The organism is Blastococcus carthaginiensis (assembly GCF_030731085.1).
GTDB lineage: Bacteria > Actinomycetota > Actinomycetes > Mycobacteriales > Geodermatophilaceae > Blastococcus > Blastococcus carthaginiensis.
Genome location: NZ_JASNFN010000025.1, coordinates 24,860 through 40,577, shown reverse-complemented (window position 1 = coordinate 40,577; position 15,718 = coordinate 24,860). Strand labels below are relative to the sequence as shown.

General features: G+C 71.0%; 14 protein-coding genes, 1 pseudogene and 1 riboswitch. Of the genes and pseudogenes, 6 read left to right on the top strand and 9 right to left on the bottom strand.

Annotation, left to right across the window (positions count from 1 at the left end; genetic code table 11):
- Positions 1–11: 11 nt before the first annotated feature.
- Positions 12–96: riboswitch (ZMP/ZTP riboswitch) on the bottom strand.
- Positions 97–100: 4 nt separating this feature from the next.
- Entirely contained in the window at positions 101–1,237 is a 1,137-nt protein-coding gene (locus QOZ88_RS18015) for an alpha-hydroxy acid oxidase (RefSeq protein WP_306001097.1), read from the bottom strand.
- A gap of 13 nt (positions 1,238–1,250) precedes the next feature.
- Here QOZ88_RS18015 and QOZ88_RS18010 point away from each other — a divergent pair, with 13 nt between their 5' ends.
- The 3 genes and pseudogenes from QOZ88_RS18010 to QOZ88_RS23115 form a co-directional block, all read left to right on the top strand.
- Positions 1,251–1,574, top strand: a complete 324-nt coding sequence (locus tag QOZ88_RS18010) for an Rv2175c family DNA-binding protein (protein WP_306001096.1) — start codon at positions 1,251–1,253, stop codon at positions 1,572–1,574.
- Positions 1,575–1,617: 43 nt separating this feature from the next.
- Positions 1,618–1,965 (top strand): lycopene cyclase domain-containing protein, encoded by a 348-nt coding sequence (locus QOZ88_RS18005; protein WP_306001095.1) that lies wholly within the window; start codon positions 1,618–1,620, stop codon positions 1,963–1,965.
- Positions 1,881–2,171: pseudogene (locus tag QOZ88_RS23115) on the top strand (hypothetical protein); the annotation flags it as partial. The gene QOZ88_RS18005 and the pseudogene QOZ88_RS23115, both read left to right, overlap by 85 nt.
- On the opposite strand, the gene QOZ88_RS17995 reads toward QOZ88_RS23115, so the two are convergent.
- The 3 genes from QOZ88_RS17995 to QOZ88_RS17985 are packed head-to-tail and all read right to left on the bottom strand — an operon-like array spanning position 2,168 to position 5,825.
- Positions 2,168–3,121, bottom strand: coding sequence for a phytoene/squalene synthase family protein (locus QOZ88_RS17995; RefSeq protein WP_306001094.1), 954 nt, complete (start codon positions 3,119–3,121; stop codon positions 2,168–2,170). The pseudogene QOZ88_RS23115 and the gene QOZ88_RS17995 sit on opposite strands and share 4 nt — an antisense overlap.
- A complete protein-coding gene (crtI, locus tag QOZ88_RS17990) occupies positions 3,118–4,629 on the bottom strand; it encodes a phytoene desaturase family protein (protein WP_306001093.1) in 1,512 nt (503 codons plus the stop codon). Before crtI ends, QOZ88_RS17995 begins: the two co-directional genes overlap by 4 nt.
- The gene (locus QOZ88_RS17985) at positions 4,629–5,825 is read right to left on the bottom strand and encodes a polyprenyl synthetase family protein (protein WP_306001092.1); all 1,197 of its coding nucleotides are present in this window, start codon (positions 5,823–5,825) and stop codon (positions 4,629–4,631) included. The genes crtI and QOZ88_RS17985 overlap by 1 nt, the downstream gene beginning before the upstream one ends.
- A 131-nt stretch (positions 5,826–5,956) precedes the next feature.
- On the opposite strand from QOZ88_RS17985, the gene metF reads away from it, so the two are divergent.
- Entirely contained in the window at positions 5,957–6,862 is a 906-nt protein-coding gene (metF, locus tag QOZ88_RS17980; protein ID WP_306001091.1) for a methylenetetrahydrofolate reductase [NAD(P)H], read from the top strand.
- A 4-nt stretch (positions 6,863–6,866) separates the two neighbouring features.
- Here the strand turns inward: metF and QOZ88_RS17975 are convergent, their stop codons facing one another.
- Positions 6,867–7,505, bottom strand: a complete 639-nt coding sequence (locus tag QOZ88_RS17975; protein ID WP_306001090.1) for a hypothetical protein — start codon at positions 7,503–7,505, stop codon at positions 6,867–6,869.
- Positions 7,506–7,748: 243 nt separating this feature from the next.
- On the opposite strand from QOZ88_RS17975, the gene QOZ88_RS17970 reads away from it, so the two are divergent.
- Together QOZ88_RS17970 and QOZ88_RS17965 are read left to right on the top strand one after the other, a co-directional pair.
- Entirely contained in the window at positions 7,749–8,015 is a 267-nt protein-coding gene (locus QOZ88_RS17970) for a type II toxin-antitoxin system VapB family antitoxin (protein ID WP_306001089.1), read from the top strand.
- Positions 8,012–8,416, top strand: a complete 405-nt coding sequence (locus tag QOZ88_RS17965) for a type II toxin-antitoxin system VapC family toxin (protein WP_306001088.1) — start codon at positions 8,012–8,014, stop codon at positions 8,414–8,416. The genes QOZ88_RS17970 and QOZ88_RS17965 overlap by 4 nt, the downstream gene beginning before the upstream one ends.
- A gap of 25 nt (positions 8,417–8,441) precedes the next feature.
- Here QOZ88_RS17965 and QOZ88_RS17960 read toward each other — a convergent pair whose 3' ends face one another.
- Genes QOZ88_RS17960 through QOZ88_RS17945 form a run of 4 tightly spaced genes read right to left on the bottom strand, consistent with a single transcriptional unit; the run spans position 8,442 to position 15,658 of the window.
- Complete coding sequence (locus tag QOZ88_RS17960; RefSeq protein ID WP_306001087.1) at positions 8,442–9,365, bottom strand: DUF5655 domain-containing protein; 924 nt, start codon at positions 9,363–9,365, stop codon at positions 8,442–8,444.
- Positions 9,366–9,393: 28 nt separating this feature from the next.
- Positions 9,394–12,480: a type I restriction endonuclease subunit R gene (locus QOZ88_RS17955; protein ID WP_306001086.1), complete on the bottom strand. Its 3,087-nt coding sequence runs from the start codon at positions 12,478–12,480 to the stop codon at positions 9,394–9,396.
- Positions 12,480–13,682: a restriction endonuclease subunit S gene (locus QOZ88_RS17950; protein ID WP_306001085.1), complete on the bottom strand. Its 1,203-nt coding sequence runs from the start codon at positions 13,680–13,682 to the stop codon at positions 12,480–12,482. The genes QOZ88_RS17955 and QOZ88_RS17950 overlap by 1 nt, the downstream gene beginning before the upstream one ends.
- The gene (locus QOZ88_RS17945) at positions 13,679–15,658 is read right to left on the bottom strand and encodes a type I restriction-modification system subunit M (RefSeq protein ID WP_306001084.1); all 1,980 of its coding nucleotides are present in this window, start codon (positions 15,656–15,658) and stop codon (positions 13,679–13,681) included. Before QOZ88_RS17945 ends, QOZ88_RS17950 begins: the two co-directional genes overlap by 4 nt.
- Between the last annotated feature and the right edge of the window lie 60 nt (positions 15,659–15,718).

Sequence of the window (15,718 nt, the reverse complement as noted above, 5' to 3'; positions counted from 1 at the left end):
GCTGAACGACGGTGAGGTGCCCAGGCGCACGGCGACGGTGGTGCGGGCCGCTCCCCGGTGGTGGTCCACCTCGACGCGCCAGTCACGGCCCTCGGAGAGGTTATCGCGCCGCCACCACGGTGTCGGCGGGCACCGACCGGACGTTGTCCAGCCCGCACAGCACCATCGTGTGCTCGAGCTCCTCGGTGAGCCCGGCGAGGACCCGGGTCACGCCCGCCTCGCCGCCGGTGGTGAGCCCCCACACGACCGGCCGGCCGAGGAAGACCGCCGACGCGCCGAGGGCGAGCGCGGTCAGCGCGTCCGAGCCCGACCGGATGCCGCCGTCGGCGTAGACCTCGACCTCCTCGCCCACGGCCTCGACCACCTCGGGGAGCGCCTGCGCGCTGCTGATCGCCGGGTCCACCTGCCGGCCCCCGTGCGTGGTGACCCAGACGGCGGCGGCGCCGGCCTGCACGCAGCGGATCGCGTCGTCGCCCCGGAGCACCCCCTTCACCACCACGGGTAACCCGGACAGCTCGCCGAAGCGGGCGATCTCGTCGAAGGTCCAGGTGCCGGTGGCCAGGCCGTCCAGCGTCGGCTCCTCGCCCTCCGGCGGCCGGTTCGCCATCCGCACGCCGGCGCGGTGCACGAAGTCGTGCCGCAGGTCGCGGCGGCGGCGCCCGAGCAGCGGGACGTCGACGGTCAGGACCAGCGCCCGGTAGCCGGCGTCCCCGGCGCGGCGGGCGAGGTCGTCGGTGTGCCGCTCGGAGTGCAGCCGGTAGAGCTGGAACCACTTCGGGCTCGCGGGCGCGACGGCGGCGACCTCCTCCAAGCTGTGGTTCGCGCTGGTGGACACGGTCATCAGGGCGCCGGTGGCGGCGGCGGCCCGGGCGGTGGCGAGCTCGCCGTCGGGGTGCGCCATGGCCTGGTAGGCCCACGGGGCGATGCCGATCGGGGTGCGCACCGGGCTGCCCAGCAGCTCGGTGCCGAGCGCGGCGGTCGTGGTGCCGCGCAACACCCGCGGCCGCAGCCGCCACGCCCGCCAGGCGGCCGTGGCCTCGCGCATCGTCGTCTCGGTCTCGGCGCCGCCGGCGTAGTAGTCGTACACCGGCTCGGCCAGCAGCTGCCGCGAGCGGGCCTCCAGCTCCGCGAAGTCCACGAAGGGCGGTTCCGCGCGGGGCTCCTCGGCGACCTCGGCCGCCTCGTCCCGCCCGCTGGACCCCGGTACCGGGCTGCTCGCTGGTCCGCCGCTCGCCATAGGCTGACACTCTATGGACACGCTCACCCCCGCGGAGGTCGCCCAGCTGCTGGGCACCTCGCCCAACCGGGTCCGGCAGCTGCTGCGCGACCGGAAGCTGATGGCCGTCCCCGGAAGCGGGAACGGCAGGATCCCCGCCGCGTTCGTGCAGGACGGCGCGGTCCTCAAGCACCTGCCCGGGCTGCTGACCGTCCTGCGCGACGGCGGGTTCAGCGACGAGGACGCCTTCGACTGGCTCTTCCGCGAGGACGAGTCGCTGCCCGGCACCCCGGTGCAGGCGCTGCGCGACGACCGGCACACCGAGGTCACCCGCCGGGCCCAGGCGCTGGCGTTCTGAGCCGGGTGCATCCGGGAGCGGCGCGGGAACGGAAGGCCGACCCGTGGAGCAGCTGACGTACCTGGGCCTGCTGGCCGGCTGCCTGGTGGTGACCGCGCCGTTGGAGCTGGTGCTGGGCGTGCGCGTGTACGCCCGCTGGCGGCGGCTGCTGCTCGCCGTCCTGCCGGAGTTCGCCGTCTTCGTCAGCTGGGTGCTCTACGCCATCGCGCAGGGCCACTGGGACTACTCGGCCGAGCGCACCGTCGGCGTCCGGCTGCCCGGCGGGATCCCGGTGGAGGAGATCCTGTTCTTCCTCGTCGTCCCGCTGTGCTCGGTGCTGGCCCTGGAGGCGGTGCGGAAGGTGACCGGCTGGGACGCGGGCTATCCCGCCGAGGAGGCGGAGGCGAGGTGAGCTACTCCGCACTGGCCGTGAGCGCCGTCGTCGGCGTCCTGGTGGTGGACCTGGCGGTCTACCGCACCCGGATGGTCACCCGGCCGGTGTTCTGGGTGGCCTACGCGATCATCGTGACCTTCCAGCTGCTGATGAACGGCGTGCTCACCGGGCTGGACGTGGTGACCTACGACCCGGCCACCGTCTGGGGGCCGCGCATCGCCTACGCGCCGGTGGAGGACCTGCTCTTCGGGTTCGCCATGGTCACCCTCACCCTGGCCAGCTGGGCAGCGGTCAACCGGCGGGCGAACACCGCCAGGCGCCGCGGCCTGGACACCGACACCCGCCGGTCGAGCACCCGGTAGCCGGCGCGCTCGATCTCGGTGAGGATGCCGCCGTAGAGGTCGGTGGCGGCGCGCACGCAGTCGCGCGACTCGGGGGCGAGCATCGGGGTGCCGGGCGCGGCGTCGTCGTAGCGGCGGCGGACGATCGCCACCATCTCCCGCATGAGCGCCGCGAACCGCGCGTCATGGTGCTTGGCCGCCAGCTGCTCGAGGGTCACCCCGTGGGCGGCCATGAGGTCGGCGGGCAGGTAGACCCGGCCGCGGTCGACGTCCTCGCCGACGTCGCGCAGGAAGTTGGTCAGCTGGAACGCCTCCCCGAGGGCGATGGCGTGCGGCGCCGCCTCCTCCCGGGTCACCCCCGGAGCGGTGCCGAGCACCGGCAGCACCTGCAGCCCGATCACCGACGCCGAGCCCCACATGTAGCGGTCCAGCGCGTCGAGGTCGGCGTAACCGGTGACGTCGAGGTCGCTGGTCATGGCGGCCAGGAAGTCGACCAGGTGCTCGACGGGGATCCCGTAGCGGCGGTAGGTGTGGACCAGGGCCAGCCGCACCGGGTCGTCCGACCAGCCCGTCCCGAGCTCGGTGAGCAGCGCATCGGACCAGGTCATCAGGTCACCGGCCGGGTCGGCGCCGGGGTGGTCGACGAAGTCGTCGGCGACCCGCGCCGCGGCGTAGAGGGCGTGCACCGCCGGCCGCCGCTCGGGCGTGAGCAGCCGTGTGGCCAGGTGGTAGCTCTTGCCGTGCTCGGCGGCGATGGCGGCGCAGTGCCGGTAGGCGGCGGCCAGCTGCGCCTGCCGGGCGGCCTGGGTGCCCGGAGGCCGGAGGGGACTCACCGCGCCACCGGTCCGGTGATCCGCTCGGCGGCCAGCCGGCCGCTGATCAGCACCATCGGGACGCCGACTCCCGGCTGCACCGACGACCCGGCCAGCACCACGTTCTCCGGGCCGCGGCGCGGCAGCGTGGCGGGGCGGAACGGACCGGTCTGGCCGAAGGTGTGCGCCAGCGCGAAGGGGGTGCCGGCGGCCATGCCCTGCGCCGCCCAGGTGGCCGGGGTGTCCATGTGCTCCACCTCGATCGCGCCGGAGACGCCGGTGACACCGCGGGTCTCCAGCACGGCCAGCAGCTCCTCCCGGTAGCGCGGCCCGAGGGTCGCCCAGTCGAGATCCGGGTTGCCGCCGCTGCGCCGGTCCAGGTTCGGGGTGGGGGCGACGACGCTCAGCACCTGGCAGTGCTTCCCGTCCGCGGAGTCCGGGGCCAGCGACCGGTCGGTGCGCGAGGGCATGCTGATCAGCAGGCTGGGGTCGCTCATGGGGCGGCCGTCCCGGGTCAGCTCGTCGAACACCTGCCGCCAGGAGTGCCCGAAGCTGATCGTGTGGTGCGCCTGGTCGGGCAGCTCCGCCCGCACGCCGAGGTGCAGCGCGACGCAGGAGGGCGAGTAGACCGGGCGGCGGGGTCCGCGGAGCCCCGGCACCAGCGCGTGCGGGGCGTCGGTGGTGACGACGACGGCGTCCGCGGGCAGCCGCTCGCCGCCGTCCAGGACCACCCCGCTGACGCGGTCGCCGCGGAGCTCGAGCTCGTCGACGGCGGTGTCGTACCGGAAGGTGACGCCCGCGTCGGCCGCGGCGGCGGCCAGCGCCCGCGGCACCGCCCCGATGCCGCCCACCGGGTGCCACACGCCGGCGCCGATGTCGAGCTGGGCGATCACCGCGTAGGCGGCGATGGCGCGGAAGGGGGAGACCCCGGCGTAGAGCGCCTGGAAGCTGAACAGCCGGCGCAGCCGGTCGTCGGCGAAGTACCTGCCCACGTGCGTCGACAGCCGGCCGAACCCGCCGCGCCGGGCCAGCGTCAGCAGCTCGGGCCCGAGCAGGTCCAGCGGCGAGTCCAGGTTGCGATCGATGAAGGTGGTGAGCTGCAGGCGGTAGAGGTCGGCGAGGTCGGCGAGGTAGCGCCGCAGCGCCTCGGCCTCGCCCGGCCCGCACAGCGCGGCCACCTCGGCGGCGAACGCCTCCGGGTCGGCGTGCACGTCCAGGTGCGTGCCGTCGGCGAACTGCGCCCGGTAGCCGGTCTCCAGCCGGCGCAGCTCCAGCCGGTCCTCCAGCCGCTCACCGACGGCGGCGAGGGTCTCGGCGACGACCTCCGGCGCGGTGAAGACCGACGGCCCGGTGTCCAGCGCGTAGCCGTCGCGCTCGATGCGCCCGGCCCGCCCGCCGGGGCCGCCGGCGCGCTCGACGACGGTGACCTCGCGGCCGGCCCCGCGCAGCCGCAGCGCGGTGGCCAGGCCGGCGAGCCCCGCGCCGACGACGACGACGCGGTCGGTGCGCCCGGGGACGGTGCGGACCATCAGGCGGTGCGTGACGTCGCGGCGACCGCGAGCGCGTCCAGCGCCTTGCGGGCGTCGTCGGCCAGCGGCGCCTCGGCGATCGCCTCGCGGGCCCGTGCGGTGCCGAGGGCGATGCGCTCCTCGACCCGGTCGCGGGCGCCGGTGCTCACCAGCAGCGCGCGCAGCGCCTCGAACTCCTCGTGCCCGGCCTCGGGGTTGCCCAGCAGCTCGTCGAGCAGCGTGCGCCCCGCGCCGTCGGCCGCCTCCGCGGCCAGGGCGACCAGCAGGGTCTGCTTGCCCTCGCGCAGGTCGTCGTCGACGGACTTCCCGGTGACCTCCGGGTCGCCGAAGACGCCGAGGAGGTCGTCGCGCAGCTGGAACGCCTCGCCCAGGGGCAACCCGATGGCGGTGCAGGCCTCGACGACCCGCGGCCCGGCTCCGGCGATCGCCACGCCCAGCTGCAGCGGCCGCTGGACGGTGTACCCCGCGCTCTTGTAGCGGGCGACGGTGAGGGCGCCGTCGGGGCCCGGCAAGCCACCGGCGGCCCGCAGCAGGTCCAGGTACTGGCCGGCGGTGACCTCGGTGCGCATGGTGTCCCAGACGGCGCGGGCGCGGCCCAGCGCCGCCTCGGAGATGCCCGAGCAGCGCAGCAGCTCGTCGGACCAGACCAGCGCCAGGTCGCCGACGAGGATCGCCGCGCCGACGCCGAAGAGCTCCTGGTCGCCGGAGAACCCGGAGCCGGTGTGCCGGTCGGCGAACCCGACGTGCGTGCTGGGTCGGCCGCGCCTGGTGCCGGCGGCGTCCATCACGTCGTCGTGCACCAGCGCGCTGGCGTGCACGAACTCCAGGGCGGCGACCGCGCGGAGCACGGCCTCCTCGTCCTCCCCGGCGCCCGGGCCCTGGCCGCGCGCCCCGCGCCAGCCCCAGTAGGCGAAGGAGGGGCGCAGCTTCTTGCCGCCCTCGGCGACGGCGCGCACCTCGTCGACGACCGGCACGAGGCTGGCGTCCATCGCGGCGAGCGTGGCGCGCTGCTGGTCCAGGAAATCGGTGAGCGCCTCGGCGACCGCGGCCCGCACCCGGTCGAGGTCGGCGACCGACAGCGGGGGAGCGAGGCGGGCGGTCTCGCGCTGCTGCGCCCCGGCGATCATGTGGTCAGTATCGCCCAACCCGGCGGGGTGCCGCCCCGCCAGCAGGGCGGCCGAGGTGGTCGGCTGCATCGTTCCTCCGTCGCTCCGTCGTCCGGGACACGGCCTCTTCCTCGCCGCGGCCCGGTCTGGATGCACCTGCGCGACCCTTCCCGGGGGACGGCTGCGGGCGCGGGGCCGCCCCGCCCGTACCCTCGGGTGCCGTGACACCCACCGTCCGCGAGCTCCTGGCCACCGGGCACCCGACGTGGTCGTTCGAGTTCTTCCCGCCGAAGACGCCGGCGGGGGAGGAGCAGCTCTGGACGGCGCTGCGCGAGCTGGAGCGCCTGCACCCCTCGTTCGTCTCGGTGACCTACGGGGCCGGTGGCTCCACCCGCGAGGGCACGGTGGCGATGACCGAGCGGATCGCGGCGGACACCACGATGACGCCGCTGGCGCACCTGACCGCGGTCGACCACAGCATCGCGGAGCTGCGGCACGTGATCAGCAGGCTGGCCGCGGCCGGGGTCCGCAACATCATGGCGCTGCGGGGCGACCCGCCGGGCGCCGATCCGCAGGCGGAGTGGGTCGCCCACCCCGAGGGGCTGGACTACGCCGCCGAGCTGGTGGAGCTGATCCGCTCGATCGGCGACTTCTCGGTCGGGGTGGCCGCCTTCCCCGAGCGGCACCCGCGCTCGCCGGACTTCGACACCGACGTCGAGATGTTCGTGGCGAAGTGCCGGGCCGGCGCCGACTTCGCCATCACCCAGATGTTCTTCCGGGCCGAGGACTACCTGCGCATGCGGGACCGGGTGGTCGCGCGCGGCTGCGAGGTGCCGGTCATCGCCGGGGTCATGCCGGTCACGAACGTCCGGCAGATCACCCGGATCGTCCAGCTGTCCGGTCAGGCGTTCCCCGCCGAGCTGGCCGAGCGGTTCGAGGCGCTGGACGGTGACCGGCCGGAGGAGAAGGCGGCGGTCCGCGCCCTCGGCGTCGAGGTGGCCACGGACCTGTGCCGCCGGCTGCTCGACGAGGGTGTGCCGGGCATCCACTTCATCACCATGAACCGCTCCACGGCGACCCGCGAGGTGTTCGCCAACCTGGCCGGACGCGCACCCGCCGTCCGCTGAGCGGTCACCGGGCCGGCCCCGCTCCTTCCAGCAGGTCGGCGGCGCGGGCGGCCGCGCGGCGCAGGCCCTCGCGCTCGGACGCGTACCCGCCGGCGACCCCGACGACCGGCAGGTTCGACACCGCGCGGGCGAACAGCTTCCCCTTCGGCCGGGCGTCGAGCGCGTCGTCGATGCGGCTCAGGAGACGGGCCGCGCGCCACAGCGTCCGCACCGCGCCCGCGGCCCCGCGGCGCTCGTCCCGCGGGCCGAGCGCGCCCTCCACGTAGGTGCCCCTGGTGCGGGTGAGCAGCGGCTCGACCTGCGCAGCGCCCAGCTCGCGGCGCAGCAGCACCCGGGCGAGCAGCGACACCCGCTCGGCGGGCGCCTCGACCCCGTGCTCGCCCGCGACGCCGAGGACGACGAGCGACTGCACCGCGGCGCCGACCGTGTTCTGCAGCGGAAGCAGGTCGGCGAGCTTTCCCGCCAAGCGGGGCGCCGCCGACACCCCGGCGGCCACCTTGGACACCCGGTCGGCCCACCACTCGTCGCGCTCCGCGCGCGGCAGCTCCGGGGGCCGGCCCAGCCGGGTGGCCAGGGGGGTGAGCAGCCGGTCGAGCCGGCGCAGGACGTCGACGACGACGGCGTCGCTGATCGGGGCAGCCATGGAGCGGCTCTACCCGGCCGGACGCGCGGCCCATGCGCCGGTGACCGTTCCGCCGGCCACTGCGGACCCAGGATGGCGATCCTCACCGTGCCGCCGCCGCCCTCGTGCTGCAGAGCGAGGACGGCGACAACACCACGAGCACGGCAACCTGCCGCGCCGCGAGCGGAGGGAAGTCCCCGCCCGTCCGCTGCGGCCCCTCGCACGATCTGGTGGAAGGGTGGACGCGAGTTGTAGATTTCCACCATGAGTCTCAACATCAAGAATGCCGAGGTGGAGGATCTGGCACGTGAGGTCGCCGCCGTCACCGGGACCTCGATAACCGCTGCCGTGGCCCAGGCCCTACGGGAGAAGCTGGCCCGCCTCCAGGTCGACTCGCCGGTGGACACGGCCGCGCACCGCGCGGCCCGCATCAGAGCTCTGGCCAAGGAGATCGCGCCCCGATTCCGGGGAGACCTGGCGACCGTCGAGCACGGCGACCTCCTGTACGACGACGCCGGCATGCCCGCGTGATCGTCGATGCATCGGCGTTGATCGCCATCATCCGGGGCGAGCCCGACGCCGAGGCGTTCATCGACGCGCTCGCCGCGGATGCCGCTCCTCAGATGTCAGCCGCCAACTACCTCGAGGCGGCCATCGTCGTCGATGCGACGCGGGACCCGGTCGCCCGGCGACGCTTCGACGAGTTGGTGCGGGTCATGCACCTGGAGATCGCTCCTGTCACGGTCGGTCAGGCGCTCGTGGCCCGATCGGCCTACCGGGACTTCGGGAAAGGCAGTGGACACGCGGCGCGGCTGAACTTCGGGGACTGCTTCGCCTATGCGCTCGCCGTGGAGAGCGGGAAGCCGCTTCTGTTCAAGGGTGACGATTTCGGTCACACGGACGTGGTGCCGGCTCTTCCGCCGGTCGGGTGATCACCGTCCGACCGGCGCCGGTGGTTCAGCTGGCCTCGTAGCTCTTGGCTATCAGTTCGTAGGCGTTGGCGAGAGCTTCCGCATCCCCGATGGTGATCTCCAGGTCGCCGGTCCCGAAATGCCCCAGCTCTCGCACGTCACGGGTGAAGCCCTCTTCCAGCGCGACCTCGTCCGGGTTCACCTTGACGTACACCAGTAGCTTCTTCGTCTGAGGATGTACCTCGACGCGGGCGAAGTTCTTCAGCCGCCGGAACGCGAAGTAGTTTCTGTTGATGATCTTCGTGACGTCGTCCCCGAGGGCGACGAGGTACTGCTCCAGGGAGTCGTACAGGTCCTTCAACGCCTGCGGCGCCTTCTCGTAGTACTGGGAGACCGTCGTGGACGTGCCCCCGCTCGAGGAGCCGTTCCCGGTCGTCGCACCGCTCGGCTGACCGGCTGCCGTCGCCGTCGCGGTGGTGGATGCGACGAGTTCCAGAGCGAGCAGTCCCTGGTTATAGCTCCGGTACCGGACCAATTCGATGCTGCGGTTCATCTGCGCGATGGCGTGCTGGTCGTACTTCGTGAAGTCGCCGGCCACGCAGACCAGGCGCGGGTTGGACCAGTCGACGGGCACCTTGGCCCCGAGTCGCTCCTGCACGAGCAACTGGAAGTCCCCGCGGTGGTCCATGAGCCAGTCCAGGTAGAACAGCCCCTGGGTGATCACGTTCTCGTTGACCGCGCGCTTGTACTCGAAGATGACGGGATTGCCGTTCTCGTCGATGCCGAGTGAATCCATCCGGCCACCGTGTTTGATTCCCGTGGAGTACTCGCTGGCCAGGAAACGGACACCGAACAGCGTCTCCATGTTCTGCTCGATGAGAGTCTGCAGGGACTTCTCCAGCGCCATCGCCGCACCGACGAGTTCGGTCGCCTTGCCGACATCGAGCCTGAACAGCTTCAAATCCCCCACGATGGCTCCTCCGTCGAACCGGCCTCTGTCACGCCGCCTTCTCGTCGTGCTTGCGGCGGGCGGCCTTCCAGGTCTCGGTGCTGATGATCTTCTGCACGGCGTCGGCGAACGTCTCGTTCTCCAGCAGCGCCTTCAGCAACTTGTTGGAGCTCTCCTGGTTCTGGAAGAGCGCGCCGGCGATGTCGTCCTTTCGGATCGTCAAGGAGAACTGCTCCTCGGTGTTGTCCGCGGCACGCTGCTGGACGTCCTCGTCATCGGAGAGGTGGCTGGGCACGCCGACGTAGATGAGCAGGCTCTCGGCCTGGCTGAGGTCGATGCCGTGCGCGGCGTTGAAGGTGTCGATGAGCTCGGAGAGCTTGATCATGAGCGCTTCCTCGACGGTGCCGCCGCGGCCCTCGCCGGTGAAGCTCTCGATCTCGCCGCTGCTCTCGCCCGGGGTGTTGCTGCCGCTCGTCGCGATCCCGGCCTGGTGGCCGATGAACTCGAGGGCGGTGTCGCCGAGGTCGATCGAGCCTCCGCCGCCCGTGGGTTCCTTCAGTTTGGCCAGCAGCAGCTTGCCGTAGAGGTAGAGGCTCTCGAGCTCCTCGTCGGTGAACTTCATGACCTGGCCGAGGAAGGCGTAGGCGCGGACGAACGCCTTGAGCGCGTCGCGCAGGTCGGTCAGCTCGTGCTCGGGGAGATTGCCGGCACGGAGGACGGCAGGGTCGACGTTGGCCGACACGGTCGCGTGCGTGGCGGAGTTGCCGAGGAGGAACGCCGTCACCGCCTTCTGCTGCTCCTCCGGGTCGATGACGTGGTGGTTCTCGATCCGCGTCTGCAGGTTGTAGAGCAGGTTCGGGTCGGTCTCCTCGGTCCAGCTCGTCTCGTAGAAGGGGGCGAACTGCTCGCGCATCTCCTCGGCGGTGTTGCGGAAGTCGAGGACGAAGGTGTCTTCCTTGCCGGCGTGGATGCGGTTGAGCCGGGAGAGCGTCTGTACCGCCTTGACGCCTTCGAGCTTCTTGTCCACGTACATGGTGTGCAACAGCGGCTCGTCGAAGCCGGTCTGGTACTTCTCCGCGACGATCAGCAGCTGCCCCTCGTCGTGGAAGCGCTGCTTGGTCTGCGTCTCGGGGAAGCCGTTGAGCCCGCTCTCGGTCACGGCGTCACCGGGGAAGTCAGGATCGACGAGGCTGCCGGAGAAGGCGACCATCGCCCGGATGCCGGTGAGCTGCTTCTTCGCCAGGTACCGCTGGACGGCGGCGAGGTACCGGACGGCGTGCAGCCGGCTGCCCGTCACGACCATCGCCTTGGCCTTGCCGCCGATCTTGCCGGCGGTGACGGTGCGGAAGTGCTCGATGATGATCTCGGCGCGCTGGTCGAGGTTCGAGGGGTGCAGGTCGACGAACCGAGCCAGTGCGACGGCGGCCTTGCCCTTCTCCACCTCGGGGTCGTCGCTGGTGAGCCCGTTGGCCAGCCGGTAGTAGCGCTTGTAGGTCACGTAGTTGGCGAGGACGTCGAGGATGAAGCCCTCCTCGATCGCCTGCCGCATCGAGTAGAGGTGGAACGGCTCGTAGACCGTCGTCCCGGCCTCGTCGCGTGCCGTGCCGAACAGTTGCAGCGTCTTGCCCTTGGGCGTGGCGGTGAACGCGAAGAACGAAAGGTTCTTGCTGCGACCGCGTGACTCTGCGGACTCCGCGACCGGGTTCGTGGAGTTCACGGCCGCGGTGATGGCTGAGACCAGCAGGTCCTGGTCGTCGGCCTGCGTCGCCTCGGCACCGGCGGCCTCGGCCTCGGCAGCGGCCAGCGGGTCGGCGCCGCCGAGCACCTTCTTCAAGCCCTGTGCGGCGTCACCGGACTGGGAGGAGTGCGCCTCGTCGACGATCACCGCGACCCGCTTGCCGACGACGGTGGCGTCCCTGGCGATCACCGGGAACTTCTGCAGCGTGGTGATGATGATCTTCGTCTTGGCGTCGGCGAGGGCGGCCTTCAGCTGCTGGGAGTCCTGGTCGATCCGCTGCAGCAGCCCCTGGACGTGCTCGAAGCCGGAGATGGTCGCCTGCAGCTGGGCGTCGAGCACCCGCCGGTCGGTGATGACGACGACCTTGTCGAACACCAGCTCGTCGCTGCCGATGCCCGCGTCCGGGGCCAGCGCGGCCGGGTCGCTGGGGGAGTGCAGGTCGGCCAGCCGGTGGGCCAGCCAGGCGATCGAGTTCGACTTCCCCGAGCCGGCGGAGTGCTGGAGCAGGTAGTTCTGCCCGGCACCGTGGACGGCGGCGTGCGCGGTGAGCCGCTCGACGACGTCCCACTGGTGGTAGCGGGGGAAGAGGACCTTCCGGCCGCCCTGCTTCGGGACCGTCTCCTGGACGTAGCGGTGCAGCAGGTCCAGCCAGGTGTCCGGCGCCCAGACCTGCTCCCAGAGGTAGGCGGTCCGGTGCCCCTGTGGGTTGACCGGGTTGCCCTTGCCGCCCTTGCGCCCGGGGCCGTCGGAGCCCTGGTTGAACGGCAGGAAGACGGTCTTGGGGCCGTCGAGCTTGGTGGTCATGAACACGACGTCGGGGTCGATGGCGAAGTGCGCCAGGGCACGGCCGGCGAAGATGCGGTCGGCGGGATTGCGCTGCTTCGGGTCCCGGTATTGGGCTTTCGCGTGCTCGACGGTCTGGCCGGTGAAGTGGTTCTTGAGCTCCGCGGTCGCCACGGGGATGCCGTTGACGGCGAGCATCAGGTCCAGCGACTGGTGCGGCGACGATTCGCTGTGGTGCAGCTGCCGGTAGACCAGCAGCCGGTTCTTCGCGTAGTTCTCCACCAGCTCCGGCGTGAGCCCGTGCGTGGGCCGGAAGAAGGCGAGCTGGATGCGCTGGCCGGAGTCCTTCACTCCGCGGCGGAGCACCTGGACGACGCCGTGGCTGTCGATCTCCTCGGCGATCCGCTTGACCACCTTGGTGACGACGGCGCCACCGTGGCGTTCGGTGAGCTTCGCCCAAGTCTTCGGCTGGGTCTCCTGGATGAACTCGATCAACTGGACCGGGTCGAGCCCGAGGGTGACGTCGTAGTCGGTGGGTGAACCGTGCCGCCAGCCGTGCTGCAACAGGTGGGCCTCGATCGCGGCCTCGAAATCCGACTCGGTGTGCCCCGCCATCACGCAACCGCCCGAGCCGTCGTGACGTCGAACTGCCCGGTGACGGCCGCGGTGATCAGTGTCTGCTTGCGTTCCATCAGTAGGGCTTGTGAACGAGCTAGGGCGGCGCGAGCGGACGCCGTGGCAGAGGCCAGATCATCCAACTCGGTGGCCACCCTCTCCTGCGTAGGCATGTCCGGAATCGGCAGCCGGTACGCCGAAATCTGCTCTCCGCTCAGATGTGGCACAGAAAGCCCAGTCAGCTGCCCCTCCACTTCTGTGCGGAAGCGTCGTGCCTGAAAGGCCCAGCACATGTACGCCGCATCGACTCGAGGCCCGGGGATTAGGTGCGCTACTCGCTGCAAAAGTAAGGCCGGGAGATCCTCCTCGGTCAAGCGCGTAATCCGTAGTCCAGCACCAATCCATGGGCGGTCCATGCCCATCACGACGCTGCCGACTTGTAAGGAGAAGCGGCGTTCGACGTCGGGGTCATGCCCGGTCCAGTACACCACTTCGTTCCAGGAGGTGCTCCGGACACCAACGTTGATGCCCCTGAGCAGTCGCTGGCCTGTTGTGGTCGAGAAGTCAGAACTCGGGAAGGCGTATCCGGGCAACACCCGGATAAGGTGCCCAGCCTTGATGCGAGGTGCGCCGACCAGCGACCTGTGAATCCCCGCGCCCAGCGAATCGATGGTTGACTGCAATCGCGCCTCAAGCATGTCGACCTGTTGTTGCCGAAGGGCGAGGGCCCTATCAAGCCTTAGCGTCTGATCATCGAGAAAGGCCGCGATGCGACATTGTTCCTCTCCGCTCGGCACAGGAAAACGGAGATCAGAGAACGGCTCGTAGGGGATCGTGCGTCCTTGGCGGATGCCTTGCGACAGGTTGTCCAAGGCGGCGATAAGCGGTGCGCTTCTGAAGTAGAAGGCGAAATAGCCCGGGACGACATCCTTCGTTCTCGCGCGGAGAACCGTGTACGCGGGACTTACGAGGCCGCGTACTTGAGAGCGGGCGAGCCCATGCTGGAACGAGCGCAAGCCGATGACGAAGTCATCGGGTTCGACGAGCTTATACAGGCTCACATCGTCGCCAGGATTCCACACCGCGTTCTCTGCATCGCTCCGGAGGCTGACCCCGTCCTTCGTCGCGGAAGCGAGAGGCGCATTCACGCCTCGGACCTCACGCCGATCGAACAGGAACCGAGCGCGAACGGTGCGGGTCATCGCTTGAGCCCATCGAGAACTTGCTGGATCTCCGCTTCCACCCGCTCCAACTCGGCGTCGATCTCGGCCAGCGGCCTCGGAGGGACGTACTTGTAGAAAAACCGGGTGAAGGGGATCTCGTAGCCGATCTTGGTCTTTGTGTGGTCGACCCAGGCGTCGGGAACGTGGGGGAGCACCTCACGCTCGACGTACTCGTCGACGTCATCGGTGAGCGGGACGTTCTCGTTGTCGCGCAGGTCCGGATCGGGGAGCGACTCGCCCTTCCTGTCGACCACGACCGGCGCGTCCGGGTCCGCCACAGCGGCCGCCGTCAGCACAGCCTTCTTGATCGCCGGCGGCAGGCCGATCTGCGCCCGCGCAGTGCAGGCGTTGAGCAGCAGCTTGGTGAACGCTGCCTCGGTGCCCTCCGACGTCCCGACGAGATCGCCCAGCGCGCCGAGCACGGCGTCGTGGGTCTTCCGCGCGTCGTCGTCCCCAAGGGAGAGGGCGACCACGGGCTTGGCCGCGCGGACGGCCTCGACGGTCTCCTCGGTCACCGTCCAGCGGCGGCGGAGCGGCCGCTCGACGGTGATCCGGCGGAAGCCGAAGGTGTCGTCGTCGAAGACCTTCACCCGCTCGTCGGCGTCGGCCAGCTCCAGCGCATCCGAGTACAGCCGGGTGACCGCCTCGATGTGCGCGTCGTCCAGGTACTTGCGCTTGTCGCCCAGCGACTTGCGCATCTTCGACCACTCGCCGCGGGCGTCGACCAGCGCCACCTTGCCCTCGCGCTCCGGGCGCTTGCGGTTGGTGACGATCCAGACGTACGTGCTGATCCCGGTGTTGTAGAAGAGCTGGTCGGGCAGGGCGACGATGCCCTCGAGCCAGTCGTTCTCGATGATCCAGCGGCGGATGTTGCTCTCGCCCGACTCGGCGGCACCGGCGAACAGCGGGCTGCCGGAGAAGACGATGGCGACGCGGCTGCCGCCGTCCTCGGCCGGCTTCATCCGCGCGATCATCTGCTGCAGGAACAGCAGGGATCCGTCGGAGACGCGGGGGAGTCCGGCGCTGAACCGGCCGCCGGGCTGCGCCGCCTCGGCCTTGATCGCGGCGGCCGACTTGTTCCAGTCGACCCCGAACGGCGGGTTGGCCAGCAGGTAGTCGAAGCGCTTGTCGGCGTGCCCGTCGGCGGTGAGCGTGTTGCCCAGCACGATCCGCTCCGGGTCCTGGCCCTGGATCAGCAGGTCCGACCGCGCGATCGCCCAGGTCTCGGGGTTGAGCTCCTGGCCGAACATCTCCAGCCGGGCCTTCGGGTTGAGCCGCGTCAGGTACTGGTCGGCGATGTTGAGCATGCCGCCGGTGCCACAGGCTGGGTCGTAGATCGACCGCACCGGGGCGGTGCCGGTGAGCACGTCGGAATCCTCGCCGAAGAGCAGGTTCACGATCAGCCGGATGACCTCGCGCGGGGTGAAGTGCTCACCCGCCGTCTCGTTCGAGAGCTCGGAGAATCTCCGCAGCAGCTCCTCGAAGATATAGCCCATCGCGTGGTTGGGCACGACCTCCGGCCGAAGGTCCAGGTCGGCGAACTTGCCCAGCACCAGGTAGAGCAGGCCGGCGTCGTCGAGCCGGCTGATCTGCTCGTCGAACCGGTATTTCTCCAGCACCTGCGCGGCGCCGGGGGAGAAGGCCCCGATGTAGGCGCGCAGTTGCTGCGCCAGGTTGTTGGGGGAATCGAGCAGCTTGGTGAACGTCAGCGGGCTGACGTTGTAGAACGGCACTCCGGCCGCGTCCCGGAGCAGGACGTCGGGGTTGTCGGTCACGCCCTTGAGCTGCTCGGCCCGCGCCAGGACCTTGGGCTTGGTTTCCTCCAGGACGGCGTCAAGCCGGCGCAGCACGAGCAGCGGGAGGATCACGCCGCGGTACTCGGCCGGCTTGTAGTCACCGCGCAACAGGTCGGCGACCTGCCACACGAACTGGACCTTGCCCTCGAAACCATCCACGCGATCTGCCCCGTTCCGTTACTCGCCGCCGAGCCTGCCTGTTCGCACACCGACCGTGAA

Coding starts and splice junctions, on each gene's coding strand:
- QOZ88_RS18015 (WP_306001097.1), bottom strand. CDS start 1,237: ATGGCGAGCGGCGGACCAGCGAGCAGCCCGGTACCGGGGTCCAGCGGG.
- QOZ88_RS18010 (WP_306001096.1), top strand. CDS start 1,251: ATGGACACGCTCACCCCCGCGGAGGTCGCCCAGCTGCTGGGCACCTCG.
- crtI (WP_306001093.1), bottom strand. CDS start 4,629: ATGGTCCGCACCGTCCCCGGGCGCACCGACCGCGTCGTCGTCGTCGGC.
- QOZ88_RS17985 (WP_306001092.1), bottom strand. CDS start 5,825: ATGCAGCCGACCACCTCGGCCGCCCTGCTGGCGGGGCGGCACCCCGCC.
- QOZ88_RS17975 (WP_306001090.1), bottom strand. CDS start 7,505: ATGGCTGCCCCGATCAGCGACGCCGTCGTCGTCGACGTCCTGCGCCGG.
- QOZ88_RS17970 (WP_306001089.1), top strand. CDS start 7,749: ATGAGTCTCAACATCAAGAATGCCGAGGTGGAGGATCTGGCACGTGAG.
- QOZ88_RS17955 (WP_306001086.1), bottom strand. CDS start 12,480: ATGGCGGGGCACACCGAGTCGGATTTCGAGGCCGCGATCGAGGCCCAC.
- QOZ88_RS17950 (WP_306001085.1), bottom strand. CDS start 13,682: ATGACCCGCACCGTTCGCGCTCGGTTCCTGTTCGATCGGCGTGAGGTC.